Genomic DNA, 25,531 nt, shown 5'->3' on the forward strand with positions numbered 1-25,531 from the left:
ATAGGGGAATAGGGGAATAGGGGAATAGGGGAAGTCTTCAGTAGCAGCAGACACGTTCAAACTGCATCATCAATGCTACTCCCCTACTCCCCTACTCCCCTATCCCTTCCTATTCCGCTGCCAGCCGATGTCGAGAAGGCCCAGCCGGCCGGTCTCGCGGTCCATGGCGCGGGCGATGTCCTTGCGGGCGGCGCCGATATCGCACAACTGGCGATCGGACAGATCCTCGACGTTCTCATGGGCAAGATTGACCGCGACCCGGGCCTGCCGCAGCCAATCACGGACAGCCGACAGCCAACCCGGCCGGGCGATATATGCGGGGTGAAGAGCGATGTGAGACATGGTGTGATCCGTATTCTCCGGACATCAAATCCGGTTTGATGGTGTTTTGATGCTGCAATCATGCCGGATTGAAAAACAAACGGGAAACGAGTAGTTCTTTTCTCATCGTCAAGTTTTATTTGAGGATTGAGGCTCCATGCATTGCTTCGATCGGGCCGTGCGCTGATGGCAGCCCTCTTGCCGGGAACGCGGGCGCTCAGGACGCTGGAGGCGGCGGCCCGGCACCTCAATTTCACCCGGGCCGCCGACGAGCTCGGCCTGACGCCTGCCGCCGTCAGCCACCAGATCAAGGAAATCGAGGATCAACTCGGCATTGTGCTGTTCACACGCACCAGCCGCACCATCCGGCTGACGGAGGCGGGCACGGTGCTGTACGAGGCGGCGGCCGACACGCTCGACCTGCTTGGCCGGGCGGTGATGCGAGCGCGCAAGTTGGCGCGCGGCACCGAATTCCTGAAGGTGACGCTGGACGCCCAGTTCGCGGCGAAATGGCTGATGCGGCGCGTTGAGAATTTCCGCAAGCAGCGGCCAGGCATCGAACTCAGGTTCGACATCGCCTACGGCTTGCGCGATTTCGATCTCGACGACGTCGATGTCGGCATCCGCTTCGGCGCCGGCAAATATCCGGGGCTCCGCGCGCATCGCCTGTTCGACAACATCATCATTCCCGTGTGCAGTCCGGGCCTCCTGGCGTCGGGACCGCCCCTGCGCGAGCCGCGCGACCTGTTCAACCACACGCTTGCCCATATCGAGTGGGCCCGCCAGGGCGTGACATGGCCGAACTGGCGCATGTGGATGGCGGCGGCCGGCATCAACGATTTCGACGACAGCCGCACCGTCGTCTTCGGCACGTCCACCGATGCTGTCCAGGCCGCGCTCGACGGCAATGCCGTCGCGCTCGCCGATTTCGCCATGGTGGCAAACGACCTGTCCGAGGGCCGGCTGGTGCGGCCCTTCGAACTCAGCATCAGGGTTGCGCCGGAATTCGCCTATTTCCTGGTCTATCCCCAGGCAATGGCCGAGGATCCCCGCATCGTCGCCTTTCGCGAATGGATCCTCGAGGAAGTTGCCAGGACGCGAACGACGGACAAGGTCTGATCTCTTGTTTCATTCTGAACGGAAAACCCCGACGCACCTCTCCTGGCTCTGCGCTCAGGACCGGGCGTTGTGGCCGAAGACCATCCTTGTGTATTTCTTCCACTTCCATTTCAGCTTCTTGTAGAGAAGCGGCTGCTTCTTGCCGGCGACGGAAGTCTGGAAAGCGCCGTTTTCGCTGCCTTGCTCGACAATCGGCCGCTCGAACCACAGCATCTCAACGCCCAGTTTTTCGTCCATCTGCTCGATCTGGTGGTCGATCACGGTGTATATCTTGTGCTGATCGATCCAGGCGCAACGGGCTTCGGCGACCGGACGGGTGATGAGATAGGAATCCGCGCACCTGGCATGCAGTGCCGGGTAGAGCCTCTGACCCCTGCGCAATTTCCAGCTCGGCGTGTAATAGTTGCTGCCATTGCCGAGATAGATGACGGCCTTGCGCGCCGGATTGCCGAGCTCGGCCAGCCCTTGCCGGAATTTGGCGACGAAGTCGCGCGCGAGGAAGACGTCATCCTCGAAGACCAGGCAATAGGGCAGGTCGGTTTCGAGGAAGTCGCGCCAGATGCCGACATGCTTCAGCGCAAGCGAGACCTGCGCAGGGTGGACAAAATCGGGAGCGACCAATTCAGCACGAATCTCCGGGGTGATATCCGTCCGGTCCCAGTCCGTGTAAAAGTAGACCGGTACGCCGCGCCGCTCGAACTCACGCACGATGTGCCGGCGCCGGTCGTCATAGCCCTGCTTGACGTGACAAATCCGACTGAACACCAGGTCGCGTGGAAATCCGGACTCGTCCGCCATCGTCAACGCACCGTCTCAGCTCGCCGCGGCGCCGAACCAGCCGATCACCGCGCCGATGATCAGCAGCACGCCAAGCCAATGGCCACCGTCAATGAGGGTCAGGTCCCAGCCGAAATTCTCGTAGCGATGGTTGACCGACAGCGTCGTGGCCACGAAACCCAGCCAAAGCACGAAGCCGAAGATCAGCCCGGCCAGCCAGGTCGGCTCACCACCCGTCATCGCGCCGACGACCAGGGCCATGATGTAGGCCATCAGCAGCTCGGCGATGAAGGAGATGACGAAGGGCAACGGCGATTTCTTCATCGTCGCCGGATCGAGTTTCGCGGCCTTCAGCCAGGGCTTGCTCAACGCCATGTACCAGGCGGCACCGAACAGCCATGCGACGACGGCGGCGGCAACCACCGCCACCCAGTTCACTGCTGAAAAATCCATGAGTTCCCCCTCTTGTGCGGGTTTTATGCAAACGCCTGTTCGGCGATGGCGTCAAGCAGCCGCCACACGGTCGTACGCTTGACCTCGGCATCCTCGAGCGCCCTCGTCACCGGCACCTGGTAGACACCAAGCGGCTCCAGCCCCGATCGCGGCAGATAGGACCGGCCGGGATCGCCGACCAGGATGTCGGCGCCACGCCGTTTGAGCGCCGAAAACCACGGCATCAGCCGGTCGGCGAAGGGCTTGTCGTAGAAGACGTCGCCAGCCAGGATCACATCCCAACCCGCGTCGGTGCCGATACAGTCCGTACCGAGGAATTCGATCCCGACGCCATTGGCCTCGCTGTTGAGGCGAATCGCAGTGGCGCAGAACGGGTCGATGTCGGCTGCCGTCACGTCCGCGGCACCGGCCTTAGCGGCGGCGATGGCGACGAGGCCGGAGCCCGAGGCGAAGTCGAGCACGCGCCTGCCTCGCACCGTGTCGGGATTGTCGATGACATGACGGGCGAGGCCCTGGCCGCCGGCCCAGGCGAAAGCCCAGAAGGGTGGAGGCAGGCCGATCTCGACCAGTTCGTCCTCCGTCCGCTGCCAGAGATCATGCGCTTCGTCGGCAAGGTGGAGAAGAATCTCAGGCACATGCGGCGGCGCCATCAGCGCCGTGTTGTCGAGGATGAACTGCCTGGCGCTGTTGGGGGTGAGCGCCGTCACGGAGCAGGCGTCAGGCCGCCCATACGGCAGACTTCCTTCCATTCGGCCGGGGTCACCGGCTGCACGGAAAGCCGTCCGAGCCGCACCAGCGCCATCTCGGCAAGTTTTGGATTGGCCTTGACTTCTTCCAGCGTCGGCGGGTTCGGCACGTCCCTGACGGCGCGGACGTCGACGCACTCCCAGCGCGGGTCATCCGACGTGGTGTCGGGATGGGCCAGCGCGCAGACCTCGGCGATGCCGACCACGTTCAGCCCCTCGTTGGAATGATAGAAGAAGCCGAGATCGCCGATCTGCATGGCCTTCATGTTGTTGCGGGCGGCGTAATTGCGCACGCCGTCCCATTGGGTGCCGGCCTTGCCCTTGGCCTTCAGCGCCTCGAAGGAGAAAACCGAGGGTTCGGATTTGAACAGCCAGTAGTTCATTTTTTCTCCTCCTTGCGGCCCAGTCGTCGCGGACGCCCGGAATTAACTAGCCGCCGGCTTGTTGAACGTCCAGTTCCACGGGCGGATTTCGACGCTTTCAAACAGTCCGGCCTTGGCGTAGGGGTCGGCGGCCGACAAAGCCTGCGCGCCCGCCAAATCCGGCGCCTCGACGACCACGAGGCTGCCGTTGGGCTTGCCGTCGGCGTCGAGGAACGGACCGGCAAAGGCCAATTTCTTGTCGCCGTTCAGCCCTTCGAGAAAGGCGACGTGCTCGGGCCGTGCGTCGAGGCGCACCTGCAGGTTCCCCAGCTTGTCCTTGCAAATCAGAGCAAACAGCATGGCTTTTCTCCTGGGTGGTTGATGAGAGTGTGGGGATCAATCGTTGGTTTCGGTCTTCAGCGGCCGCGTCATCAGGGCCGTCACGGCCTGGCCGATGGTGATGGTGCCGTCCAGTATGGCGGCCACGGCGGCGATGATCGGCGCATCGATGTTGCGCTCGGCGGCGATGCGCGCGGCGATTGCCGCGGTCGGCACGCCCTCGGCCAGCGGTAGCCCGGAAAGCGCCTTGCCTTGCCCGAGCGCCAGCCCATAGGCGAAATTGCGTGACTGCGCCGACGAGCAGGTGAGCAGCAGGTCGCCGAGGCCGGAGAGCCCCATGAGCGTCTCGGGTCTGGCGCCGAAGGCGGCACCGATGCGGCGCAGTTCGACGAAGCCGCGCGTGACCATGGCGGCCTGGGCGCTGGCGCCGAGGCCGGCCCCGGTGACCGCGCCGGCGGCGATGGCGAAGACGTTCTTCAAGGCGCCGCCGATCTCGACGCCGATCAGATCGTTGCTCGAATAGCAGCGCAGATTCCCAGCCGAAAAACGGGCGGCAAGGTTGGCCGCAAGCGCCTCGTCGCCGGCAGCCACCACGACCGCCGTCGGCAGGCCGCGGGCGACATCGCTGGCGAAGCTCGGCCCGGACAAGGCGGCGACGGGGTTTAGCGGCAGGATCTCCTCGACGATTGCCGACAGCAAGGCGCCGGTGTCGCGCTCGATGCCCTTGGCGCAGAGCACGAGCGGAATGCCGTCCGGCATATGATCCTTCGCGGCCGCCAGCGTCGCGCGCAACGCTTGCGCCGGCGTCACCGCCAGCACGCAATCGGCCCCAGTGAGCGCTGCCTCGATGTCGCTCGTCGCCTCGATGCCGGGCGCGATGGCGATGCCTGGGAGGTAGCGTGGGTTCTGGCCTTGGGCAATCGAGGCGACGGTTTGCGGGTCGCGCGCGAGCAGCCGCACCGAATGCCCGGCGCGCAGCATGGCCAGCGCCAGCGCCGTGCCCCAGGCGCCGCCGCCGAGCACGGCGACACGCCAGCCGCTTTTGCCTGAACTGCTTGTGCCTTCGCTCTTCGTGGCTCGATCGGTCATGCCTTGGCTCCGCGCCGGCCTGAGCCGACCATTGGCGTCGAGATGCTGTCCAGCGGCCAGCGCGAGCGCGGCACGAAATCGAAGCCGTTCTCTTGCGCCATGCCCTCGCGCAGGCGCTCGATACCGGCCCAGGCGATCATCGCGGCATTGTCGGTGCACAGTTTCAGCGGCGGCGCGACGAAGGTGAAACCGGCGTCAGTGCAGAGCCGCTCCAGCGTCGCCTTGATGACGCGGTTGGCGGCGACGCCGCCGGCGACGACCAGCGCGGGCTTCTTCGTGCCGGGAAATGTTTGGCTGAATCGTGCGAGCGCGCGAGAAACGCGGTCGGCCAGCGCATCGGCGACCGCCGCCTGGAACGAGGCGCAGATGTCGGCAACATCCTGATCGCTCAAGGGCTCGATCGCGGTCGCCGCCTGGCGCACGGCGGTCTTCAAACCGGAAAAGGAAAAATCGGGCTGGGCCGAGCCCTTCATCGGCCGCGGGAAGGCAAAGCGCGATGCATTGCCCGACAGCGCCGCCTTCTCGACATTGGGCCCGCCGGGATAGGGCAGGCCGAGCATCTTGGCGGTCTTGTCGAAGGCTTCGCCGAGCGCGTCGTCGATGGTGGTGGCCCAGCGCTGGTAATCGCCGACACCGCGCACGGCGACGATCTGCGTGTGGCCGCCGGAGACCAGCAGCAAGAGATAGGGAAATTCGACTCCGTCGGTCAGCCGCGCCGTCAAGGCGTGGCCTTCGAGGTGGTTAACGGCGATCAGCGGCTTGCCGGCGGCCGCCGCGATCGCCTTGGCGGTCATCAGTCCGACGATCAGCCCACCGACGAGGCCCGGCCCGGCGGTGGCGGCGATGGCGTCGATATCGGCCAGCGCCACGCCCGAATCGGCGAGCGCAGCCTCAACGATGCCATCCAGCGCCTCGACATGGGCGCGCGCGGCGATCTCGGGCACGACACCGCCGAAGGCGGCATGTTCCTCGATCTGGGAGAGCACGATGTTGGACAGGATTTTCGGCGCGGCATCGCCCTCCAGCGCCACGACGCTGGCGGCGGTCTCGTCGCAACTCGTCTCAATGCCCAGAACGCGGATCAATTCGTCGCCATCTCCAGAGATTGTATGTCAAGGCGTTCCTCGCTAGGAGAGTGCCCGGAAACGCAAAGCCAGCCGGGGGGGTTATCACGGACCGCGCGCCATGCAAACAACCTTGAAAATCGGAACACGCGGCAGCCCGCTGGCATTGGCGCAGGCGCATGAAACACAGGCGCGGCTGACGGCCGCGCATGGCATGCCGGCGGAGGCATTCGAGGTCGTCGTCATCTCGACCAGTGGCGACCGTATCCAGGACCGGCCACTGTCGGAAGCCGGCGGCAAGGGCCTGTTCACCAAGGAAATCGAGGAAGCGCTGCTCGACGGGCGTATCGACATCGCCGTGCATTCGTCGAAGGACATGCCGACGCAATTGCCCGACGGCCTTGAGCTCTCCGCCTTCCTGCCGCGCGAGGACGCGCGCGACGCCTTTGTCGGCAGGGCGGCAAAGACGATCGCGGAACTGCCCAAAGGGGCAAAGGTCGGCTCCTCATCGCTGCGGCGGCAGGCACTGATCCGCCGCATGCGGCCGGATCTCGACGTGGTGATGTTCCGCGGCAACGTGCAGACACGGCTGCGCAAGCTCGACGAAGGCGTCGCCGCCGGCACCATCCTGGCCTATGCCGGGCTGAAGCGGCTGGGCCTGGAGCATGTTGCCACCGATCTGATGCCGCTCGACATCTTCCCGCCGGCGCCAGGCCAGGGGGCGATCGGCATCGAGACCCGTATCGGCAATCGTGACGTAGAGAAGATGCTGGTGGCGATCCACGATGTGGCGACCGGGCAGGCGCTCGCCTGCGAGCGCGCCTTCCTGGCGGCGCTCGACGGCTCCTGCCGCACGCCGATCGCCGGCTATGCCGCGATCGAGGACGGAAAGCTCTCTTTCGCCGGGCTGATTATCTCGCCCGACGGCAAGCAGTCACACACGGTCGAACTGCAAGGGCCGGCACACGATGCCGCCCGCATCGGCGCGGACGCCGCGGGGATGGTTCGCGCCAAGGCCGGTGAAAATTTCTTCGACGGCTGGGCCTGAAAATGCTCCGTGTCCTGGTCACCAGACCGGAACCGGGTGCGTCGCGCACGGCGCGAAAGCTGGAGGAGATGGGTTTTGAGCCTCTTCTCCTGCCCTTGACGGAGACGATGGCATTGCCGGTCGATGCCAAGGCAGTTCCGGACGACGTGGCAGCTGTTGCCATCACCAGCGCCAATGCCGTGCGCCATGCTCCTGGAGATCTGGTAGCGGCGCTTTCCCATCTGCCTTGCCATGCTGTCGGCAAGAGGACCGCAGAGGCCGCGCGCAAAGCCGGTTTTCTGTCGGTGAGCGAGGGCCCCGGCGATGCCGAGGCGCTGGCCGAGGGCATGGCGATCGCGTTTTCCGGTAAAACGATCATCTATCTCTGTGGGCGCGTACGGTTTCCCGCCTTCGAACAGAAGCTGGAAGCAGCTCATGTCCATGTCCATGCCGTCGAGACTTACGACACGCTTGCAGTGAGCTATTCGGACGAAGCGATCCTTCCGCTGATATCGGGCCAAGCCGTCGATGCGGTGCTGCTCTATTCGGCCAAGGCGGCTGCCGCGATGCGGGTCCTGGCCAGCCGACCTGCCATGCAAAAGGCCTTTGAAAAGACGCAGGTTTTTGTCCTTTCCGCGCGCATCGCCACCGCCTTCGGCGCCAGCGCCGGCAAAGCAATCCGCGTCGCCGCACGACCCGACGAGGAGGCGCTGCTGGCGCTTTTGCCGGTGCTGCCCTGAGCCGCGTCATCACACCGCCCCTTTTCACCGCTTGGTGATGTGCTAGACCCTTTCTGAACCATCACGCGCCGCCAGGCGTTGAGACGAAGCGAATTTTGCGGAGCCCATGCATGGTCAAGACGCCGAAGATGCGACACTCGAAAAGCCGCCGCGAGCCGGTGACCATCGATCTCGATCCGGGCGCCGTCTCACGCATCGTCGACGAGGATGCCGCCAAGGATGCGGCCCGGACCGACGAGGCGAAGGCCGAGGAAGCCGCGAACGCCTCGCAGCCGGAGGCTCCGGAAGAGCCGGTGCATGCCGACCAGGCGGACCTTGAACCCTGGGAGCATGCCGATGCCGCCGCAGGGCAGGCCGGGACAGATGCGTCACTGCATGCCGAGGCCAAAGCCGCCGAACCGGAAATGCCTTATCCCGGTTCGGATACTCCACCCAGACAAGCCAAGGCTTCCGATTATAATTTTGAGGACGCAACCGCGAAAACCGCCGAGACCAAGGCGGCTGCCGGAAAAACCGACGCAAGGAGCGAACCGATGGCAGCGCAGCCGAAGCGCGGCGGCCTCAACGGCATTGCCGCCGGCATTATCGGCGGCGTCATCGCGCTGGTCGGCGCTGGTGGCCTGCAATTTGCCGGCCTGCTCGGCGCCCCGGGCTCCGCCCCGGGTGCCTCGCTCGATGGGGTCAATGGCGAGATTGCCTCGCTGAAAAGCGAAATCGCGGACATGAGGGAAGCCGGCAACAACAATGGTGCATCTGCCAAGGTCGATGGACTGTCGTCGGCGCTCGATCAGGTCAAGAGCGATGTCGCGGCGCTGAAATCCGCGGTCGAAAAGGGCGGCGCCGGCGACAATGCCGGGCTCGCCGCGTTGAGCGACAAGGTCAAGCAGATCGAAGCCACGGTGGCGGCGCTCGGCAAGGCCGGCAACGCGGCGCCCGTCGATCTTGGCCGGCTCAATGAAAAAATGGCGGGCCTCGATGCGCTGGTGAAGTCGACGGGCGAGGCCGCGAAGGCGCAGGAGGGCCGGCTCAGCGCGCTGGAGCAGTCGGTGTCGCAGCTTTCCGGCAAGGTCGATGCACAGGCATCGCAGCCGAAGATCGCGCTCGCCATCGCGGCTTCGGCGCTGAAGTCCGCGCTCGACCGCGGTGCGCCGTTTTCGGCCGAACTCGATACGCTGGCCGCGATTTCGCCTGATGCGCCGCAGCTCGCGACATTGCGCCCCTATGCCGAAAAGGGCGTGCCGACCCGCACCGAGATCGCTTCGCAGATGGATGCGGCCGCCAATGCCATGGTCGCCGCCGCCACGCCGGTCGACCAGAATGCCGGCTTCCTGCAGAACCTGATGTCGAGCGCCGAATCGCTGGTCAAGGTCCGGCCAATCGGTGCCGTCGAAGGCGCCGGCGCACCGGAAACCGTGGCGCGCATGGAGGTTGCGGTCACTCAGGGCGATTACGCCAAGGCAATCAGCGAATACAACACATTGCCGGAAGCCGCGAAGGCCGCGGGCGCCGACTTTGCCGGCAAACTGAAGGCGCGCATCGAGGTCGAAACCCAGGTCGACGCGCTGATCTCCGGCGCGATGAAGGCATGAGGGCAACACGATGATCCGCCTGCTCGCCTTCCTCATCGTCGTCTTCTCGCTCGGACTGGGCTTTGCCTGGCTGGCCGACAGGCCCGGCGACATGGTCGTCACCTTCAACGGCTACCAGTACCAGGTGAGCCTGATGGTGGCGGCGGTGGCCGTCGTTGCCGTCGTTGCCGGGGTGATGATCGTCTGGTGGCTCATCAAGTCGCTGTGGAACAGCCCCTACACCATCTCGCGCTATTTCCGCGTGCGCCGCCGCGACCGGGGCTATCAGGCGCTGTCGACCGGCATGATCGCCGCCGGCGCCGGCGACGGAGCGCTGGCCCGCAAGAAGACCAAGGAAGCAGCCAAGCTGATCCGCTCCGACCAGGAGCCGCTGATCCATCTGCTCGAGGCGCAGGCATCGCTGCTCGAAGGCGATCATGAAGGCGCGCGTCAAAAGTTCGAGAGCATGCTAGACGACCCCGAAATGCGGCTGCTCGGCCTGCGCGGGCTTTACCTGGAAGCTGAGCGGCTGGGCGACCGCAATGCCGCCCGGCACTATGCCGGCCGCGCCGCCGCAGTGGCGCCGCAACTGGCCTGGGCGGCCGAATCGACGTTGGAGGAGCTGACCGAGCGCGGCGACTGGGACGGTGCGCTGAAACTGGTCGACGCGCAGAAGTCGACGCGGCAGATCGAGCGCGACGCCGCCAACCGCCGCCGTGCGGTGCTATTGACCGCCAAGGCGCAGTCGCTCGCCGACAGCGATCCCGCGGCTGCCAGGACAGCGGCGATCGAGGCCAACAGACTGCAGCCGGACTTCGCCCCTGCCGCCGTTGCCGCCGCCGCGGCGCTGTTCAAGCAGAACGACGTGCGCAAAGGTTCGAAGATCCTCGAAGCAGCGTGGAAGGCCGAGCCGCATCCCGAGATTGCCGAACTCTACACCCATGCAAGGCCGGGCGACGCCGTGCTTGATCGGCTCAACCGGGCAAAGAAGCTGCAGGAGATGAAGAAGAACCACGCCGAATCGTCGATGACGGTGGCACGTGCCGCGCTCGACGCGCAGGATTTGTCGACCGCTCGCCGCGAGGCCGAAGCCGCGATCCGCATGGACCGCCGCGAGGGCGCCTATCTGCTCCTGGCCGACATCGAGGAGGCCGAGACCGGCGACCAGGGCAAGGTGCGGCAGCTGCTCTCCAAGGCGGTGCGGGCGCCGCGCGATCCGGCCTGGGTCGCCGATGGCGTCATCTCCGAGCGCTGGGCGCCGGTATCGCCGGTCACAGGCAGGCTCGACGCCTTCGAATGGCGGGCGCCGATGGAGCGCCTTGGCCAGCTGATCGACAACCGCGATGAAGAGCCGGATGCCCCGGTGGTGGCCATCGAAGCGCCGGGCAGGCCGGAAAAGCCGGTCGAGGTGATCGACCATGCCGCCCCGGGCAATGAGGCAGCGGCCAAGGACGCCGAAAGCCGCGAGGATCATGTCACCCCGGTCACGGCCGCCGCCTTTGCCGCGGTGCCGGCCGATGCCGAGGCCGTCGAGCCGGCGGAAGAACTGGCGCGCCTGCCGGACGATCCCGGCGTCGATCCGGACGACGAGGCGGAAAAGTCGCCGCGCCGGTTCCGGCTGTTTTGATTTTGGCCATCGTGTGATTTGACTTGGCCATCGGGCCGTTTGGGAATGGATTGATGTTCGAGCGCGTTCTGTCGTTTCTCAGGGATTTGCCGGCCGGCTCCGGCAGCCGCACCAGCACGGACGATCCGCGCGTCGCGGCTTCGGCGCTGCTCTACCATGTGATGAATGCCGACGGCGTGCGCCAGGATGTCGAATGGGAGCGCTTCAAGGCGGTGCTGGCGCAGAGCTATTCGATCAGCGGTGCCGAACTCGAAGCGCTCGCCGCTGCCGGCGAGCGCGCCGACAACGAGGCGATCGACCTCTATGCCTTCACCAGCGTGCTCAAGCGCCATCTCGACGCGGAAGGGCGCAAGGCCTTCATCGGCCTGATGTGGGAGATCGTCTATGCCGATGGCGAGCTGCATGAGCTCGAGGACAATACGGTGTGGCGCGTCGCCGAGCTGATCGGCGTCGAGCGCCACGACCGGGTCGAGGCGCGCCGCAAGGCTGCGGCGCAGGCACCCGGCGCCACCGGAACATCGAGCGACGAGTAGGATTTTCGCCTTTCCATGCACCGCAGAACGAGCCCGAAGCCAAAGATCCTGATCATTCTACATCAGGAGAATTCGAGCCCCGGACGCGTCGGCCACATGCTGCTGGAAGAAGGCTTCGGTCTCGACATCCGCCGCCCGCCGCTTGGCGACGCCTTGCCGGAAACGCTGGATGATCATGCCGGGGCGGTGGTGTTCGGCGGGCCGATGAGCGCCAATGACGAGGACGAGTTCGTCCGCCGCGAGACCAACTGGCTGGAAATCCCGCTCAGGGAAAACCGGCCACTGCTCGGCATCTGCCTTGGCGCGCAGATGCTGGCCAATCATCTCGGCGGCAAGGTCGAGGGCCACGGCGAAGGGCTGGTCGAGATCGGCTGGTATCCGCTGAGGGCAACCGAGGCCGGCAAGAAACTGATGCACTGGCCCGAAATGGTCTACCAGTTCCATCGCGAGGGCTTTTCGCTGCCGGGCGACGCGATGCTGCTGGCCACGAACGAGACTTATCCCAACCAGGCCTTCCGCTATGGCGACAATGCCTGGGGCATCCAGTTCCATGGCGAACTGACCCGGGTGATGATGCAGCGCTGGGTGGTGCGCGGCGCCCACCGCTTCGAGCTGCCCGGGGCGCAGCCCGGCCGCGACCATCTCGGCGGCCGGCTGATCTGGGACATGCATCTGAAGCGCTGGCTCGACGAGTTCTTGCGCATGATTTTTGGCGGGCCGGTGGCGCGGTAAAGTCAAACAACTGCTCTGGACGGTCAAATCTGGCCGACCGGCGGCTTTCGGAGCGTGAAAATTAGTCCGAAAAGCTCACGCTCACGCCGCGCTGCCGAAAATAAGCCTGCATCAACTTGCGGCCCGAGCGGTTGCTCTGCGCCAATTTGGCAGGATCGAACACCGCCTGTTTTATCCCCTCTCGTATCAGCGCTGCCTTGAGCGTCGCAATATGTGCGTCGATGTCGGCATTGTCCGCCCGAAGCGACGCATAGATACTTTCGGTCGCCTCGGCCACAGTGGGTTCGCTCACAGGTGTCGTCCTTTGGTTGGTTGGGCGGGGGTTGGTTGGGCGGGCGGCTTAGCACAGATTCGCAGCTCCGCCGATACCGGTGAGACCGTCAGTTTCGCCCATTGAGGTGGCGAACCCTGCGCAGTTGCGGGAATAGATAGGCCCACAGGCCGGCAACCGCGACGGCGCCGACGCCGCCGACGACCACCGCCGGAACCGTGCCGATCAGCGCCGCCATGGTGCCGGCGCGGAATTCGCCGACCTCGTTGGAGGCGCCGACGAAAACCTGGTTGACGGCGTTGACGCGGCCGCGCACCTCGTCCGGCGTCCACAGCTGGATCAGCGTTTCCCTGATGTAGACGCTGAACATGTCGGTGGCGCCGAGGAAGACCAGAGCGACGATAGACAGCCAGGTGACGGTCGACAGGCCGAACAATACGGTGCAGGCACCGAATGCCGCGACGAAGCCGAGCATGATCTTGCCGGCATTGTCGCGGAGCGGGTGCCCCGCCAGCCAGACCGCAACGCAGATGGCGCCGATGCCGGGCGCCGACCGCAGCAGGCCCAGGCCCCAGGGGCCAAGTTCAAGAATATCGCGCGCATAGACCGGCAGCAGCGCCGAGGCGCCGGACAGGAGCACGGCGAAGAGATCCAGCGAGATGGCGCCAAGCACGATCTTTTCACTCCAGATGTAGCGGAAGCCGGCAAACAGTGTTTCCATCGTCGGCTTGTCGGTGGCGCTTTGCTGGGCGGGTTTGGGAATGGTGAAGATCAGCAGACCGGCCACCAGCATCAACACAGAGGCGACGGCGTATGCGGCTTCAGCCGAGACGCCATAGAGCAGGCCGCCTGCGACCGGGCCGATGATCGTTGCCGTTTGCCAGGCGGACGAGTTCCACGCAATCGCGTTGCCGAAATCTTCCGGCGGCACCAGATTGGCGAACAGTGACGACGAGGCCGGGCCGTAAAAGGCGCGCGCCATGCCGAACAGCGCCAGAACGAGGAAGATAGGCAGCGGACTGACGAGGCCGCGCAGCGTGAAGTACAGGAGAACGAGCGCACAGGTTGCCTCGACCACCGTTGCTAGCGCCATGATCAGGCGGCGGCCGAAGCGGTCGGCGACGACGCCGGTGACCAGCACCAGCAACAGCGAAGGCAGGAACTGGACGATGCCGACAATGCCGAGATCGAAGGGATCTCGCGTCAGATCATAGATCTGCCAGCCGACGGCGACGGAAACGATCATGGTCGCGAATGTGGTGAGAAAGCGCGCCGTCCAGTAGCTGAGGAAGGCTTTGTGCCGGAAAGCCGCGTAGCGCTGCTCCGGCGAGGTTTGTTCTGGTATCATGGAACATGGCCCCGTTGCGATGGCATCGGCTGGCGGGGCACTTCCCGGATGGGCGCTGGTCCGACCAATGGAACTTGGTAAAGTTCGGCGCGGATATGCTTTAAAATCAGGCCTGGATCAAGGGACTTTCGAGCCGCCCCGCTGTTCGCGCGCGGAATTTACCTGCGTAGCGCAGCCGAAATCGCGTCCAGTCCGCCTCTCAGCTCGGCCTCCGTCGGCCAGCCGAAGCCGACACGGAAGAAGCGCTTTTCCATCTCGAACCAGTGGCCGGGCCCGACATAGGTACCGTGGTCTTCCAGCAGCCTGACATAGAACCGGTCGAGGTCGAAGCCGGGCTCGACATTGAGGCGCGGGAAGCCGACGACACCGCCCTCGGGCCGCACCCAGTCGACCAACGGCTCGCGGTCGATCCAGGCCTGGACGATATCACGGCGCTTGCCATTTCGGGCAGCAGCTTTGCCAGAAACGCGTCCCGGCGCTCCAGCATGCCGCGCGCGATGCCTTCGTCGATGACGCTGCCACAGATGCCGATCTGCTCCTTGGCGACAAGGAATTTTTCCTGGAGGGCGGCATCCCTCGTGGTCAGCCAGCCGATGCGGATGCCGGGAATGCCGAAGGCTTTCGACAGCGAGGAGACGCTGATCGCCTTTTTGCTCAGCGAGGCCGCCGAGGGCAGGCGCCGTCCATAGGAGAGGTCGCGATAGGTCTCATCGACCAGCAAATGGCAGTCGCTGGCTTTGGCGAGCGCGACCAGTGCGTCCAATTCGGCACGGCTCATCATTGTGCCGGTCGGGTTGTGCGGGCAAGTGACGCTGATCAGTTTCGTGTTCGACCGCATCGCTGCCTTGACGCGCTCGACGTCGATGGCGAAGCCTTCGTCGAAGGCGAGGTCGACGAAGCTGATGGCGCAGCCGATTGCGCGCGGCGTCTCAATGTTGGTGGCGTAGTTGGGTCTGATGACGACGAGGTGATCGCCGGCTGACAGCAGCGAGGTCGAGATGATGAACAGCGCACCGGCCGCACCGGCGGTGACCAGCACATCGTCGGGCGAAATGCCGGCATCTTGTGCTGCGATCAGGTCGCGCAGCGCCTTGTCGCCGCGATGCTCGCCGTAGAAGAGCGTCAGGTCGGGCAGCGAGAGGCCGATGTCGGAGAGCTTCTGGTCGGCAATCGAGCTTTCGGAGAGATTGTAGCGGATACGGTCATAGCCGTATTCCTCCGGGGCCTCTTTCTCGATCACCATCCTGTTGTAGTTCATGGCTTCCCCCCAAAAAGCTTGTCTGGTTCATCCAAGCCACAAAAGCATGAAGCCTGCCAAGGCGGAATCGCCGGCAGGCTTCAGACAAACATTGGCTCAGATGAAATTGCTCAGGCCGAAACCTTGGCCTTCCTGCCCTTCGACTTGGCAGGCGCCGGGGCGACGGCCTTGCGGCCGAGGCCGATCGACTTTGCCAGTTCCGAGCGCGAAGCGGCGTAGTTGGGGGCAACCATCGGATAGTCCGACGGCAGGCCCCATTTGGCGCGGTAGGCGTCCGGCGTCAGGCCGAAATGCACGCCGAGGTGACGCTTCAGAGATTTGAACTTCTTGCCGTCCTCGAGGCAGATGATGAAATCCGGCGTCACCGACTTCTTCGGGTTGACGGCCGGGACCAGCGGTGCCGCCACCGGGGCGACCGGCTGGCCGAGCCCCCTGATCGAGGCGCTGACGCTGGCGATCAGCTCGGGAAGGCCGGACGCGGGCAGGCGATTCTTCTCGACATAGGCCGATACGATATGGGCTGTCAGTTCGAGAAGGTCGAGGGTCTTGCTGGCGTGGCTATTTTCGTCGGTCAATCTATTTCCTCCATCCATGGCGCATGACCTCGAAAATGGGGCCGTTTTCAAAAGGAATGATGCGCAAAATTAAAGTGCGTCGTCTTTGTGCATCGCGCGCGACGCGATGTAGTGGGGCTGACTTCCTAGTCGGCAAATCTGCACAATGCAATCTATCGGCACGGCATCACACGTCATTTTGAACGACTATACTAAACTGTAATAATATCAGACGATCAGCGCCTTGTCGCGCCATAGACGAAATCCGCCTTCGAAGGCGCGTGTGTTGTCACCGCGCCTGGAGTGGGCGGGCAATTCGTCGAGCTTGTCGACATTGCCGCCACCGATGACGACATAGTCTGGCTGCAGGGCGGCTCGTAGCCGGTTGACGACATCGAAGACATAGCCGCGCCACTTCTTCTTGCCGCGTTTTTCCAGGCCGCGTTCGCCGACATAATCCTCGAAACTCCGTCCTTTTCGGTAGGGAAGATGGGCGAGTTCCATCGGCTGACCGACATTGTCGAAGACCATCGCCGCACCGAGGCCGGTTCCGAGACCGAGGAACAGCATGCGCCCGCCCTCATAGCTGCCGATGGCCTGCATCAGCGCATCATTGACCACCTTGACCGGCTTGCCGAACTCGCCGGCGAAATCGAAGCCGGCCCAGCCCTTGCCGAGATTCATGGGGTCAAGCACCGGCTTGTTGTGACGCACCGGGCCCGGATAGCCCATCGAGATGACGTCATAGGACAGGCCCTCGGCGAGCTTCTTGACTTTGTCGATCATCTGCCGCGGCGTCAGGTCCGGTCCGGAATCGGTCCGACGTTCGGCGCCGCCAGCGCTGGTCAGGATCTTGACGTGCGACCCGCCAATGTCGATCGAAAGGACGACCTGCCCGGGGTCCAACGCAGCCCGCTTCACCGCCTTGGCCATCTTGTCCCCTCCGCTCATGCCACCGGGTCGATCCAGCCGTTGGGCGGACCGAAGCCGGCCATGGCGTCCGCCGGCCCCCATGTCTTCGGCTCGTAGAGATGCGGCGGCGTGGTATCGCCGAGCACCGGACCGACGATGCGCCAGGCCAGTTCGGCCGCGTCCTGACGGGTGAAGAGCTGGCCATTGCCGTTCATCGCGTCGCCGATCAGCCGTTCATAGGGAGGCATGTCGCCCTTGCTGTCGTCGAGCGCCGTCAGTTCCACCTGCTCGCCGATCATGTCGTCGCCGGGCGCCTTGCGCTGGGCGCCGATGGCGATCATCACCTGCGGGTCGATGCGGAAGCGGACGTAATTCTGATCGGCGGGCTTGATCGGATCGAACACGTCGAGTGGCGGCCGCTTCAGCCGCACCACCACCTCGGTGACATGCACCGGCATGTTCTTGCCGGCGCGGATGAAGAACGGCACGTCCTGCCAGCGCCAGGTGTCGACGAAAAAACGCACCGCCGCGAAGGTCTCGACCGGCGAGTTGGGCGCCACGCCGGGCTCGGCGAGATAGCCGGTGAACTGGCCGCGCACGACATCGTTCTTGGTCAAGGTGCGGATGGCGCGCAGGACCTGCACCTTCTCATCGATCAAATCGTCGGCGGAGCGGCCGACCGGCGGCTCCATGGCCAGGAGCAGCAGGATGTTGAGCAGATGGTTCTCGATGACGTCCCTGATACAGCCGACATCGTCATAGAAGCGGCCACGCCCTTCGACGCCGAAATCCTCGGCCATGGTGATCTGCACGCTCTCGACGTAATTGCGGTTCCAGATCGGCTCGAGCAAGGAGTTGGCGAAGCGAAAATAGAGCAGGTTCTGGATCGCTTCCTTGCCGAGATAGTGGTCGATGCGGAAGATCGACTGTTCGTCGAATACCAGGTGCAGCACCCGGTTCAGCCAGCGCGCCGACTGCAGATCGTGGCCGAAGGGCTTTTCCACCATCAGCCGCGCGCCGTGCGCGGTGCCCGATTGCTCCAGCCCTTGCACGACAGTCTCGAACATGGTCGGCGGCACCGCCATGTAGTGCAGCGGCCGCTGCGCGCTGCCGAGTGCCGTCTTCAGCTTCTCGAAGGTGGCCGGATCGCGATAGTCGCCGCTGACATAGCGCAGCAGCGAGGCGAACTTGGCGAACACCTTCTCGTCGATCTTGCCGAGCGCGTTGACGATGCCGTCGCGGGCACGGTCCTGCAATTGCTTCAAATCCCAGGCATCGAAGGCGACGCCGATCACCGGTTCTGTGAGCGTGCCCTTGGCGACCATCTGGTACAGCGCTGGAAATATCTTCTTGTGGGCGAGGTCGCCGGTCGCCCCGAAGAGCACCAGCGTGTCGGACCGTTCCTGGCTCATGCGTGCGTCTCCCCTGTCGCCGTCACTTGCCGTCCTTCGGCTTTTCGATGTGGCCGCCGAAGGCATAGCGCATGGCGGACAACAGCTTGTCGGCGAATTCGGATTCGCCTTGCGAGGAGAAGCGGTCGAACAGGGCGGAGGACAGGACCGGCGCCGGCACGCCAGTGTCGATCGCCGCCTTCAGCGTCCAGCGGCCCTCGCCGGAATCCGAGACCCGGCCGCCGAATTGCGCCAGGCCCGGATCGCTCTTCAGCGCGCCAGCGGTGAGATCGAGCAGCCAGGAGCCGATGACGCTGCCATGCCGCCAGACCTCGGCCACCTGCGGAAGGTCGACGTCGAACTGGTAGTATTGCGGGTTTTCCAGCGGGCTGGTCTCGGCGTCCGCGGTCCGCTGCCGCTTGCCGGCATTGGCCGACTTCAGGATGTTCATGCCTTCTGCATAGGCGGCCATGACGCCATATTCGATGCCGTTGTGCACCATCTTGACGAAGTGGCCGGCGCCGCTCGGTCCGCAATGCAGGTAGCCATAGGGCGCGGTGCCGGCGGTCTTGTCCGGGGCCGGCGCTCCGGTGTCGAGGCCAGGGGCCAACGTGGCAAAGACCGAATCGAGATGCTGCACCGCCACGTCGGGACCGCCGATCATCAGGCAGTAGCCGCGCTCCAGCCCCCAGACACCGCCACTGGTGCCGACATCGACTAGATGGATGCCCTTGCCGGCCAGCTTGGCGGCCTGGTCGACGGCGTCGTGATAGTAGGAATTGCCGCCGTCGATGACGATGTCGCCAGGTTCCATCAGCGCGGCGACCTGGTCGATGATCTTGCCGGTGATCGCCGCCGGCAGCATCAGCCACACGCAGCGCGGCTTGGCGAGCTTGCCGACGAATTCCTCCAGGGATGCCGCCCCCAAGGCGCCGTCGCTGACCAGTGCGGCAACGCTGGCCGGGTTGATGTCGTAGACGACGCATTCGTGGCCGTCGCGCATCAGGCGCCGCACCATGTTGGCGCCCATCCGGCCCAGTCCCATCATTCCGATCTGCATGGTTTCGTCCCTGTTTCCTAGAGATTTGCGGGGGTGTCGAGGAAGGATCTACTGGCTATCCCGATCGCCTGAGATGACGGAGAAGTCGACATTCTCCCAATCGCCGGTTCCGGGCCAGAAAAAAGTGAAGATGAGCGTGCTTCCCTTGGATGGGCTCGCCACAGGCAGGTCTGCAAGATGAATGCCGAAAGCATTTTCCGCTGTCCGGCTCTCATGGGCAGTTGCCCAGTTGTCGATGCTCCAATGGACAGTCGCGGCCGCCAGCAATTCGATACGCAGCGCCTTGCCGGGCGGCAGCGCGCGGATCTTGTTGTTGAAGCGCCAGGTCCTGAACGGCGATACGGTCTTGTCCTCGATGTAGCGCTTTACGCCTTGCGGCGGCATGTCGAAGACGGCGCCGTCGCGCAGCGAGCGCAACAGCTTGATATGTTCGGAATGCGCCCAGACCAGCGGCATGGCGCTGCCCGATGGCTTGCCATGCTGCAGCTCGCGCTCCGAAATATCGGCGCCGTCCCAGACCTGTTCCGGCAGCAGGCCGCCGGGTCCGGCCGACAGTTCAAGCGCATCGAGCAGGCTGGCCGCCATGTCCTTGCGCCCGGCCGCCAGCTCGTAGTGGGCCCGTTCGCCGGCGAGCAGCGGCCACGGCCGGCCTTGGCCGGTGCCGTCGAAGGGCGCGCCATCCTCGTGTTCGCCATAACCGTCGCTGTTATAGCGGTACCAGAGCGGCCCTTGCGCCAGTTCGCAACGCAATTGCGCGTCGATGACCGCGACGGTGTCGACGATGCGGGGATCGTCGGCGGCTCTCAGGCCAAAGCGCACCAGCGCCAGCGCGTCTGGGCTGACGATTTCCTCGGCTGGTCGGTCCGTATCGCCGGGCGGCCGGTTCTTGATCGGGACATAGCCGTCCTTCGGCGAGCCGGCATCGGGGTCGTCGGGCGGCGCGATGCGGACGTAATAGCCGCTGACGTCGGCGGCCTTGCAGATGGCGGTGCCGGTGACATAGGTCCAGCGCTCGACCTGGTCGTTCCAGCCGTCGGCGGTCTCGCGCAGATAGCTTGCCGCATCCTGCTTGCCGCAGGCGTCGAGCAGGTCGGCGCCGGCGAGCAGTGCCGCGATCTCGACGGCCAGCGTGAACGGGCTGTAGCCGGCGTCTTCTTCCCAGCGGTCCTCGCCGGTGACGGGACCATTGCGCACGACATAGGAAGCGGCGCGCTCGATCATCGGCAGGAAGGTCTTGAGCCTGGGGCGCGGCAAGTGGCCAGCGCGATGCAAGGCATCGGCCAGCAGCAAGGGAAAGGCGCATTCGTCCATCTGGATGCCGGGCCAATAGGCGGAGCCGTCGAGCCAGGCGTTCTGCGGCCAATGGCCGTCCGGCTGCTGGATGGAGCGGAGGTATTCCAGGATCTGCAGTGCCGAGGCGGCATCGCCGGCGGCGAGAAAGCCGCCCGCCGTCTCGACCAGGTCGCGCGGCCAGACCAGATGGTAGCCGCCGAGATCGTCGTCGCCCTTGTTGAAGCCCCAGGGGATGGACAGGCTGGCGACCGCCGCGCCCGGTATGGCCGACGACCTGTGGGTGGCCAGCACCGCGGTGGAGACGCGATAGCTGTTCACTCCGGGCGCTCCGGGCGTCCGGTGGCGGTCCAGTGGCAGCAGCCCGGCCTGCCATTTGCGCCATTTTTTGACATAGGATTTCGCCGCCGGTTCAAAACCGTGCTTCAGGCTGGCGAAGGCGTTTTCGGCGGCCTCGTCTGAAGTCGCCCCAAAACCCAGCGCCAGCACGGCCTTTGTGTCGGCGGCGGTGAAGCCGATCTCGCCGGTCAGCGCGACATTGCCGTCATCGGCGCGCCGGCAAGAGGGATCGAGCTTGCCAGTGTGGTTCAGTTGCTGCCAGCCGTCGGAAAAGCCGACATAGCCGGCCGAACAATCCCGCCAGGGCAGCGACGAGGCCAGCGCAAGGCAGGTGCCGCGCCCCGAGGCAAACAGGACCGGCTTTCCCTGGTACTCGCCGACCCAGGCGGTGTTGCCCATACCGGCATTGACCAGATGCGGCGCCAGAAGCGCGTAGACGCGGTAATCGGCCGCAACGCCTACGAGCGGGCTGAAGCAGGTCTCCTGCAGCAGGGTCGGACGCGCCGGATCGGCCACGATGCGCTTCTCGATCCGGTAGGCGCCGTCATCAGCCGTATTGACCAGCCTGTAGGCGGGTACGCCGACCTCGAACGGCTCGATGCCATGTCCGGCATCGCGTTTCTCCTCGGAGAAATATCCATCCTTGCCAGTGACGATCAGGCCGAGGTCGCGCGTGCAGGCGCTGTCGACGCGGGGATAATAGATCTCGTTCAGGATGCCGTGGCTGATCGTGAACCAGACGCGACTAGACGGCGAAAGCGCCGAGCCGACGCCGCTCTTGGCGCTAGAGGTCCAGCGCGCGGGAATTCCCGGTGCGCCGGGCGGCACAGTCGGCGTCACTGCCATGCTTGTTCGCTCTCCTGGCCCGCATGCCTAGCCATCAACCGAAGCCATTTCAACCGGCGCACCGCAAGTTGATCGCCGGCCCTTCGCGGATTGCAGTTGACAGCCCGCCGACCCTGCTGCACCTTTGTCTGATAATAGATAAAAAACAGGTACGCAATCGACGCTCATCAGCAGCAAACCAGCAACACTCGGGAGGAGTATGACATGAAGAAACTGTTCGTTCTGGGCACCCTCGCAGCGGTGCTAGCAGCCGGCACGGCACTCGCCGACACCAGCGGCAAGAAAATCGCATTCTCGAACAATTACGCCGGCAATTCGTGGCGCCAGGCGATGCTCGACAGCTATGGCATCGTCACCAAGAAGGCCGTCGACGACAAGATCGTCGCCGCGGCCGATGTCTTCACCACCGCCGACAAGGAGGTGCCGACGCAGGCCGCCCAGATACAGAACCTGATTCTGCAGGGATATGACGCCATCGTCATCAACGCCGCCTCGCCGGATGCGCTCAATGGTGCCATCAAGCAGGCCTGCGACGCCGGCATCACGGTCGTTTCCTTCGACGGCACGGTGACCGAGCCTTGCGCCTACCGCGTCGTCGTCGACTTCAAGGACATGGGCAAGCAGGAAGTCGAGCACATGGCCAAGTTCCAGCCCAAGGGCGGCAATCTGCTTGAAATCCGCGGCCTGGCCGGCACTTCAATCGACGACGCCATCCATGCCGGTATCCTCGAGGGCGTTGCCGCCCATCCAGAATTCAAGATCGTCGGCTCGGTCACCGGTGACTGGGACCAGACCACGGCGCAGAAGGCGGTGGCGACCATCCTGCCGTCGCTGCCCGACATCGTCGGCGTCGTCGACCAAGGCGGTGACGGCTATGGCGCCGCGCAAGCCTTCGCCGCCGCCAACAAGCCGCGCCCGACCATCATCATGGGCAACCGGCAGGACGAGCTGAAATGGTGGAAGGAACAGAAAGAGAAGGACGGCTACCAGACCTGGTCGGCCTCGATCGCCCCCGGCGTGTCGACGCTCGCTTTCTGGGTGGCACAGCAGGTGCTCGATGGCCGCAAGGACATTCCGCACGATCTGCTGGTGCCGTATCTCGCCTTCACCCAGGACGATTTCGAAGCAGCTCTGCCGAAGATCAAGGAAGGCGGTGTCGCCACCCACGAATATACGCAGGCAGATGCCATCGCGGCCATCAAAGCCAACATCAAGTGAACGTCGCGTTGCCCGGGCATCCCTGAGCGGATATCGTTGAGCATGGCCGCAGGCAACACGGACGTCATCAGACTGGGCGGCGCCGAAAAACAATTCGGCGCCGCCAATGTTGACATCGTAAGACTTGACGCTGCCGAAAAGCATTTCGGCGCCGTCAGGGCGCTGGGCGGGGTGGATTTCCATGTCGGACCCGGCGAATGCGTCGGCCTCGTCGGCCATAACGGCGCCGGCAAGTCGACGCTGATGCATATGGTGGCCGGCACCTTGAAGCCCGACAGTGGGGCGATCGGCGTGCATGGCGGCATCGAGGAGAACTACTCGGTGTCGCGGGCACAGCAGCTCGGCATACGCTGCGTGTTCCAGGAGCTGTCGCTGTGCCCCAATCTCAGCGTGGCCGAGAATACGCGCATCAACCATGCTTCGCTCTCCGGCTTCGGCTGGCGGCGCAAGGCGGCGGGGCTGATCGCCGCCAAGCTGGACGAGATCTTCCCGGACCACGGCATTTCGGCGTGGGATATCGTCGGCGACCTTTCGATCGGCCGCCGCCAGATGGTCGAGGTGGCGCGCGCCTTCACGGTGACACAGGACCGGCTCGACCTGGTCATCCTCGATGAGCCGACCTCTTCGCTCGACGCGCACACCGCCGGCCAGCTGCTGGCCTTCGTGCGCCGCTTCGTCGCCGGCGGCAAGAGCTGCATCCTGATCTCGCACGTGCTGGGTGAGGTGTTGCGGAACGCCGACCGCATCGTGGTGATGCGCGACGGCAAGATGGTGGCGTCGGATGCGGCTGCTGCCTTCGACCGCGACCGGCTGGTGACGGTGATGGGCGGAACAGAAGCGCGCGAGAAGACCGCCGCGAAAGCCGCTGCCGCCAAGCCGGGCAACAGCCCACTGCGCGTCCGGGCGCGGCCCGCCGGGCAGACCGACGGCAAGGACCTTGTCGCGCGCGCGGGCGAGATCATCGGCCTTGCCGGGCTGGCCGGTCACGGGCAGACCGACTTGCTGCTGCGGATATTCGATGCCGCCGCACGCGCCAAGACCGGCATCGAGGTCACTGCACCGGTGGCCCTGGTGGCGGGCGACCGCCAGTCGGATGGTATTTTCCCGCAATGGTCGATTGCGCAGAATATCGGCATCCGTTCGCTTGCGCGTCTGCGCAACGGGTTGCTGATCTCGCCGCGGCGCGAGGCGGAGCTCGCCGATATGTGGAAGAAGAAGATCGGCATCCGCACGCCCGACATGAACAACAACATCTTCTCGCTCTCGGGCGGCAATCAGCAGAAGGCCTTGTTTGCCCGCGCACTGGGCTCCGATGCCGAAATCGTGCTGATGGACGACCCGATGCGGGGCGTCGACATCGGCACCAAGCTGGAGGTCTACGACCTCGTGCGCGAGGAGGCGGGCCGCGGCCGCACCTTCCTCTGGTACACGACCGAAACCGAAGAGCTCGACAATTGCGACCACATCTATGTCTTCAAGAACGGCCGCATCGTCGCCAACCTGACGCGCGACGAGCTGACCGAAGAGAAGATCATCCAGTCCTCCTTCGGCGACGCGGCCTGAGATGACGGCGACGCCAATCGACAATGGCTTCAAGGGATCGGCGGCACGCAATGCGGCGGCGCGGGCGCGGCTGTTGCGCGGCCTGCTGCCGGCGCTATCGCTGGCGCTAGTGTTGCTCGCGATCGCCTGGCTCAACCCGCGCGCCATCAGCTATTTCGGCTTCAGTCTGATGCTGAACCTGGCGATTCCGATCGCGCTGGCGACCATCGCGCAGATGTTCGTCATCGCCGGCAACGAGCTCGACCTCTCGATCGGCACCTTCGTCGGTTTCGTCGGTTGCGTCACCGCGACGTGGCTGAAGGACGCGCCGCTGATCGGTGTCATCATTCTGCTCGGCTCGATCGGCGTCTATGCGCTGCTCGGCGCGCTGATCCATCTGCGCAACCTGCCCTCGATCGTGGTGACACTCGGCATGAGTTTCGTCTGGCAGGGGCTCGCCATCCTCTTCCTGCCCAAGCCGGGCGGCAAGGCGCCGGACTGGCTGCTGGCGATCATGGCGTTCAAGCCGCCCTTCATTCCATTTCCGATCATCGCAGCGCTGCTGATCGCGGCGACCGTGCATTTCGGCCTGATGCGCACCTCTTACGGCGTGATCCTGCGCGGCTCCGGCGGCAATCCGGCGGCGCTGCGGCGCGCCGGCTGGTCGGTGCTCAAGACTAAGATCGTGTTGTTTTCGCTGGCCGGCCTGTTCGGCGTGCTATCGGGCATGGCGCTGATCGGCATCACCACCTCGGCGGATGCCAATATCGGCAATGGCTACACGCTGCTGGCCATCGCCGGCGTCATCCTCGGCGGCGGCGAGTTCGTCGGCGGCCGGGTCTCGCCGATCGGCGCTGTCATCGGCGCGCTGACGCTGGCGCTGGCCGCCTCGCCGCTGCTCACCTTCATGCACATTCCGCCCGACTGGCAGGTGGCCGCCAACGGCGCCATCCTGATCATCGTGCTTGCGGCGCGGGTGCTGATCAGCCGTAGGGAAAGGTGAGC

General features: G+C 64.9%; 26 protein-coding genes. 10 read left to right on the forward strand and 16 right to left on the reverse strand.

Annotation, left to right across the window (positions count from 1 at the left end):
* Positions 1 to 99: 99 nt before the first annotated feature.
* Entirely contained in the window at positions 100 to 342 is a 243-nt protein-coding gene (locus C7I87_RS07740; RefSeq protein WP_149903639.1) for a hypothetical protein, read from the reverse strand.
* A 165-nt stretch (positions 343 to 507) separates the two neighbouring features.
* On the opposite strand from C7I87_RS07740, the gene gcvA reads away from it, so the two are divergent.
* On the forward strand, positions 508 to 1,440 hold the full coding sequence (gene gcvA, locus C7I87_RS07745; protein WP_149903640.1) for a transcriptional regulator GcvA: 933 nt from the start codon (positions 508 to 510) through the stop codon (positions 1,438 to 1,440).
* Between the two features lie 54 nt (positions 1,441 to 1,494).
* Here the strand turns inward: gcvA and C7I87_RS07750 are convergent, their stop codons facing one another.
* Genes C7I87_RS07750 through tsaD form a run of 7 tightly spaced genes read right to left on the reverse strand, consistent with a single transcriptional unit; the run spans position 1,495 to position 6,288 of the window.
* On the reverse strand, positions 1,495 to 2,238 hold the full coding sequence (locus C7I87_RS07750) for a glycosyltransferase family 25 protein (protein ID WP_149903641.1): 744 nt from the start codon (positions 2,236 to 2,238) through the stop codon (positions 1,495 to 1,497).
* Positions 2,239 to 2,253: 15 nt separating this feature from the next.
* A complete protein-coding gene (locus C7I87_RS07755) occupies positions 2,254 to 2,670 on the reverse strand; it encodes a DUF1761 domain-containing protein (RefSeq protein WP_149903642.1) in 417 nt (138 codons plus the stop codon).
* A 23-nt stretch (positions 2,671 to 2,693) separates the two neighbouring features.
* On the reverse strand, positions 2,694 to 3,377 hold the full coding sequence (locus C7I87_RS07760; protein ID WP_149903643.1) for a class I SAM-dependent methyltransferase: 684 nt from the start codon (positions 3,375 to 3,377) through the stop codon (positions 2,694 to 2,696).
* Complete coding sequence (locus C7I87_RS07765) at positions 3,374 to 3,799, reverse strand: EVE domain-containing protein (protein ID WP_149903644.1); 426 nt, start codon at positions 3,797 to 3,799, stop codon at positions 3,374 to 3,376. The genes C7I87_RS07760 and C7I87_RS07765 overlap by 4 nt, the downstream gene beginning before the upstream one ends.
* Before the next feature lie 42 nt (positions 3,800 to 3,841).
* Positions 3,842 to 4,138 (reverse strand): YciI-like protein, encoded by a 297-nt coding sequence (locus tag C7I87_RS07770; RefSeq protein WP_149903645.1) that lies wholly within the window; start codon positions 4,136 to 4,138, stop codon positions 3,842 to 3,844.
* A gap of 36 nt (positions 4,139 to 4,174) precedes the next feature.
* Positions 4,175 to 5,206 (reverse strand): NAD(P)H-dependent glycerol-3-phosphate dehydrogenase, encoded by a 1,032-nt coding sequence (locus tag C7I87_RS07775; RefSeq protein WP_149903646.1) that lies wholly within the window; start codon positions 5,204 to 5,206, stop codon positions 4,175 to 4,177.
* Complete coding sequence (gene tsaD / locus C7I87_RS07780; protein ID WP_188393774.1) at positions 5,203 to 6,288, reverse strand: tRNA (adenosine(37)-N6)-threonylcarbamoyltransferase complex transferase subunit TsaD; 1,086 nt, start codon at positions 6,286 to 6,288, stop codon at positions 5,203 to 5,205. Before tsaD ends, C7I87_RS07775 begins: the two co-directional genes overlap by 4 nt.
* Before the next feature lie 103 nt (positions 6,289 to 6,391).
* Between tsaD and hemC the strand changes: the two genes are divergently transcribed.
* The 6 genes from hemC to C7I87_RS07810 all read left to right on the forward strand — a co-directional run bounded on the left by hemC (position 6,392) and on the right by C7I87_RS07810 (position 12,497).
* Positions 6,392 to 7,318, forward strand: coding sequence for a hydroxymethylbilane synthase (hemC, locus tag C7I87_RS07785; RefSeq protein WP_149903648.1), 927 nt, complete (start codon positions 6,392 to 6,394; stop codon positions 7,316 to 7,318).
* Positions 7,319 to 7,320: 2 nt separating this feature from the next.
* Complete coding sequence (locus C7I87_RS07790; protein ID WP_149903649.1) at positions 7,321 to 8,037, forward strand: uroporphyrinogen-III synthase; 717 nt, start codon at positions 7,321 to 7,323, stop codon at positions 8,035 to 8,037.
* A 110-nt stretch (positions 8,038 to 8,147) separates the two neighbouring features.
* Positions 8,148 to 9,626, forward strand: coding sequence for a COG4223 family protein (locus tag C7I87_RS07795; RefSeq protein ID WP_149903650.1), 1,479 nt, complete (start codon positions 8,148 to 8,150; stop codon positions 9,624 to 9,626).
* A 10-nt stretch (positions 9,627 to 9,636) separates the two neighbouring features.
* The gene (locus tag C7I87_RS07800; RefSeq protein ID WP_149903651.1) at positions 9,637 to 11,232 is read left to right on the forward strand and encodes a heme biosynthesis protein HemY; all 1,596 of its coding nucleotides are present in this window, start codon (positions 9,637 to 9,639) and stop codon (positions 11,230 to 11,232) included.
* A gap of 53 nt (positions 11,233 to 11,285) precedes the next feature.
* Positions 11,286 to 11,765 carry a tellurite resistance TerB family protein gene (locus C7I87_RS07805; RefSeq protein ID WP_149903652.1) on the forward strand — a complete coding sequence of 160 codons (480 nt, stop codon included), beginning with the start codon at positions 11,286 to 11,288 and terminating at the stop codon, positions 11,763 to 11,765.
* A gap of 15 nt (positions 11,766 to 11,780) precedes the next feature.
* A complete protein-coding gene (locus C7I87_RS07810; protein ID WP_149903653.1) occupies positions 11,781 to 12,497 on the forward strand; it encodes a glutamine amidotransferase in 717 nt (238 codons plus the stop codon).
* A gap of 61 nt (positions 12,498 to 12,558) precedes the next feature.
* Here the strand turns inward: C7I87_RS07810 and C7I87_RS07815 are convergent, their stop codons facing one another.
* The 8 genes from C7I87_RS07815 to C7I87_RS07850 form a co-directional block, all read right to left on the reverse strand.
* Complete coding sequence (locus C7I87_RS07815) at positions 12,559 to 12,789, reverse strand: hypothetical protein (RefSeq protein ID WP_149903654.1); 231 nt, start codon at positions 12,787 to 12,789, stop codon at positions 12,559 to 12,561.
* An 88-nt stretch (positions 12,790 to 12,877) separates the two neighbouring features.
* Positions 12,878 to 14,116: an MFS transporter gene (locus tag C7I87_RS07820; protein WP_149903655.1), complete on the reverse strand. Its 1,239-nt coding sequence runs from the start codon at positions 14,114 to 14,116 to the stop codon at positions 12,878 to 12,880.
* 199 nt (positions 14,117 to 14,315) lie between these two features.
* Positions 14,316 to 15,374: a pyridoxal phosphate-dependent aminotransferase gene (locus tag C7I87_RS07825; RefSeq protein WP_246696226.1), complete on the reverse strand. Its 1,059-nt coding sequence runs from the start codon at positions 15,372 to 15,374 to the stop codon at positions 14,316 to 14,318.
* 110 nt (positions 15,375 to 15,484) lie between these two features.
* Entirely contained in the window at positions 15,485 to 15,967 is a 483-nt protein-coding gene (locus C7I87_RS07830; RefSeq protein ID WP_188393770.1) for a Ros/MucR family transcriptional regulator, read from the reverse strand.
* 189 nt (positions 15,968 to 16,156) lie between these two features.
* Entirely contained in the window at positions 16,157 to 16,861 is a 705-nt protein-coding gene (locus C7I87_RS07835; RefSeq protein ID WP_149903689.1) for an ROK family protein, read from the reverse strand.
* 14 nt (positions 16,862 to 16,875) lie between these two features.
* Positions 16,876 to 18,252, reverse strand: a complete 1,377-nt coding sequence (gene zwf, locus C7I87_RS07840; protein ID WP_149903657.1) for a glucose-6-phosphate dehydrogenase — start codon at positions 18,250 to 18,252, stop codon at positions 16,876 to 16,878.
* 22 nt (positions 18,253 to 18,274) lie between these two features.
* Positions 18,275 to 19,291 carry a phosphogluconate dehydrogenase (NAD(+)-dependent, decarboxylating) gene (gene gnd / locus C7I87_RS07845; protein WP_149903658.1) on the reverse strand — a complete coding sequence of 339 codons (1,017 nt, stop codon included), beginning with the start codon at positions 19,289 to 19,291 and terminating at the stop codon, positions 18,275 to 18,277.
* A 48-nt stretch (positions 19,292 to 19,339) separates the two neighbouring features.
* Positions 19,340 to 21,766, reverse strand: coding sequence for a glucan 1,4-alpha-glucosidase (locus tag C7I87_RS07850; protein ID WP_149903659.1), 2,427 nt, complete (start codon positions 21,764 to 21,766; stop codon positions 19,340 to 19,342).
* 204 nt (positions 21,767 to 21,970) lie between these two features.
* Here C7I87_RS07850 and C7I87_RS07855 point away from each other — a divergent pair, with 204 nt between their 5' ends.
* The 3 genes from C7I87_RS07855 to C7I87_RS07865 are packed head-to-tail and all read left to right on the forward strand — an operon-like array spanning position 21,971 to position 25,529.
* Positions 21,971 to 22,984, forward strand: coding sequence for an ABC transporter substrate-binding protein (locus C7I87_RS07855; RefSeq protein ID WP_149903660.1), 1,014 nt, complete (start codon positions 21,971 to 21,973; stop codon positions 22,982 to 22,984).
* 42 nt (positions 22,985 to 23,026) lie between these two features.
* Positions 23,027 to 24,547 (forward strand): sugar ABC transporter ATP-binding protein, encoded by a 1,521-nt coding sequence (locus tag C7I87_RS07860; RefSeq protein WP_246696227.1) that lies wholly within the window; start codon positions 23,027 to 23,029, stop codon positions 24,545 to 24,547.
* Position 24,548: 1 nt separating this feature from the next.
* Complete coding sequence (locus C7I87_RS07865) at positions 24,549 to 25,529, forward strand: ABC transporter permease (RefSeq protein WP_149903661.1); 981 nt, start codon at positions 24,549 to 24,551, stop codon at positions 25,527 to 25,529.
* The last annotated feature ends 2 nt before the right edge of the window (positions 25,530 to 25,531 follow it).

Source organism: Mesorhizobium sp. SARCC-RB16n, assembly GCF_008520305.1.
Lineage (GTDB): Bacteria > Pseudomonadota > Alphaproteobacteria > Rhizobiales > Rhizobiaceae > Mesorhizobium.

Bases quoted from the DNA above. Each gene is read 5' to 3' on its own strand.
- C7I87_RS07750 (WP_149903641.1), bottom strand. From the start codon at position 2,238: ATGGCGGACGAGTCCGGATTTCCACGCGACCTGGTGTTCAGTCGGATT.
- C7I87_RS07790 (WP_149903649.1), top strand. From the start codon at position 7,321: ATGCTCCGTGTCCTGGTCACCAGACCGGAACCGGGTGCGTCGCGCACG.
- C7I87_RS07740 (WP_149903639.1), bottom strand. From the start codon at position 342: ATGTCTCACATCGCTCTTCACCCCGCATATATCGCCCGGCCGGGTTGG.
- zwf (WP_149903657.1), bottom strand. From the start codon at position 18,252: ATGAGCCAGGAACGGTCCGACACGCTGGTGCTCTTCGGGGCGACCGGC.
- C7I87_RS07770 (WP_149903645.1), bottom strand. From the start codon at position 4,138: ATGCTGTTTGCTCTGATTTGCAAGGACAAGCTGGGGAACCTGCAGGTG.
- gcvA (WP_149903640.1), top strand. From the start codon at position 508: ATGGCAGCCCTCTTGCCGGGAACGCGGGCGCTCAGGACGCTGGAGGCG.
- hemC (WP_149903648.1), top strand. From the start codon at position 6,392: ATGCAAACAACCTTGAAAATCGGAACACGCGGCAGCCCGCTGGCATTG.
- C7I87_RS07810 (WP_149903653.1), top strand. From the start codon at position 11,781: ATGCACCGCAGAACGAGCCCGAAGCCAAAGATCCTGATCATTCTACAT.
- C7I87_RS07830 (WP_188393770.1), bottom strand. From the start codon at position 15,967: ATGGATGGAGGAAATAGATTGACCGACGAAAATAGCCACGCCAGCAAG.
- C7I87_RS07820 (WP_149903655.1), bottom strand. From the start codon at position 14,116: ATGATACCAGAACAAACCTCGCCGGAGCAGCGCTACGCGGCTTTCCGG.
- C7I87_RS07865 (WP_149903661.1), top strand. From the start codon at position 24,549: ATGACGGCGACGCCAATCGACAATGGCTTCAAGGGATCGGCGGCACGC.
- C7I87_RS07755 (WP_149903642.1), bottom strand. From the start codon at position 2,670: ATGGATTTTTCAGCAGTGAACTGGGTGGCGGTGGTTGCCGCCGCCGTC.
- C7I87_RS07800 (WP_149903651.1), top strand. From the start codon at position 9,637: ATGATCCGCCTGCTCGCCTTCCTCATCGTCGTCTTCTCGCTCGGACTG.
- C7I87_RS07835 (WP_149903689.1), bottom strand. From the start codon at position 16,861: ATGGCCAAGGCGGTGAAGCGGGCTGCGTTGGACCCCGGGCAGGTCGTC.
- C7I87_RS07805 (WP_149903652.1), top strand. From the start codon at position 11,286: ATGTTCGAGCGCGTTCTGTCGTTTCTCAGGGATTTGCCGGCCGGCTCC.
- C7I87_RS07765 (WP_149903644.1), bottom strand. From the start codon at position 3,799: ATGAACTACTGGCTGTTCAAATCCGAACCCTCGGTTTTCTCCTTCGAG.
- C7I87_RS07850 (WP_149903659.1), bottom strand. From the start codon at position 21,766: ATGGCAGTGACGCCGACTGTGCCGCCCGGCGCACCGGGAATTCCCGCG.
- C7I87_RS07860 (WP_246696227.1), top strand. From the start codon at position 23,027: ATGGCCGCAGGCAACACGGACGTCATCAGACTGGGCGGCGCCGAAAAA.
- C7I87_RS07775 (WP_149903646.1), bottom strand. From the start codon at position 5,206: ATGACCGATCGAGCCACGAAGAGCGAAGGCACAAGCAGTTCAGGCAAA.
- gnd (WP_149903658.1), bottom strand. From the start codon at position 19,291: ATGCAGATCGGAATGATGGGACTGGGCCGGATGGGCGCCAACATGGTG.
- C7I87_RS07855 (WP_149903660.1), top strand. From the start codon at position 21,971: ATGAAGAAACTGTTCGTTCTGGGCACCCTCGCAGCGGTGCTAGCAGCC.
- C7I87_RS07795 (WP_149903650.1), top strand. From the start codon at position 8,148: ATGGTCAAGACGCCGAAGATGCGACACTCGAAAAGCCGCCGCGAGCCG.
- C7I87_RS07825 (WP_246696226.1), bottom strand. From the start codon at position 15,374: ATGAACTACAACAGGATGGTGATCGAGAAAGAGGCCCCGGAGGAATAC.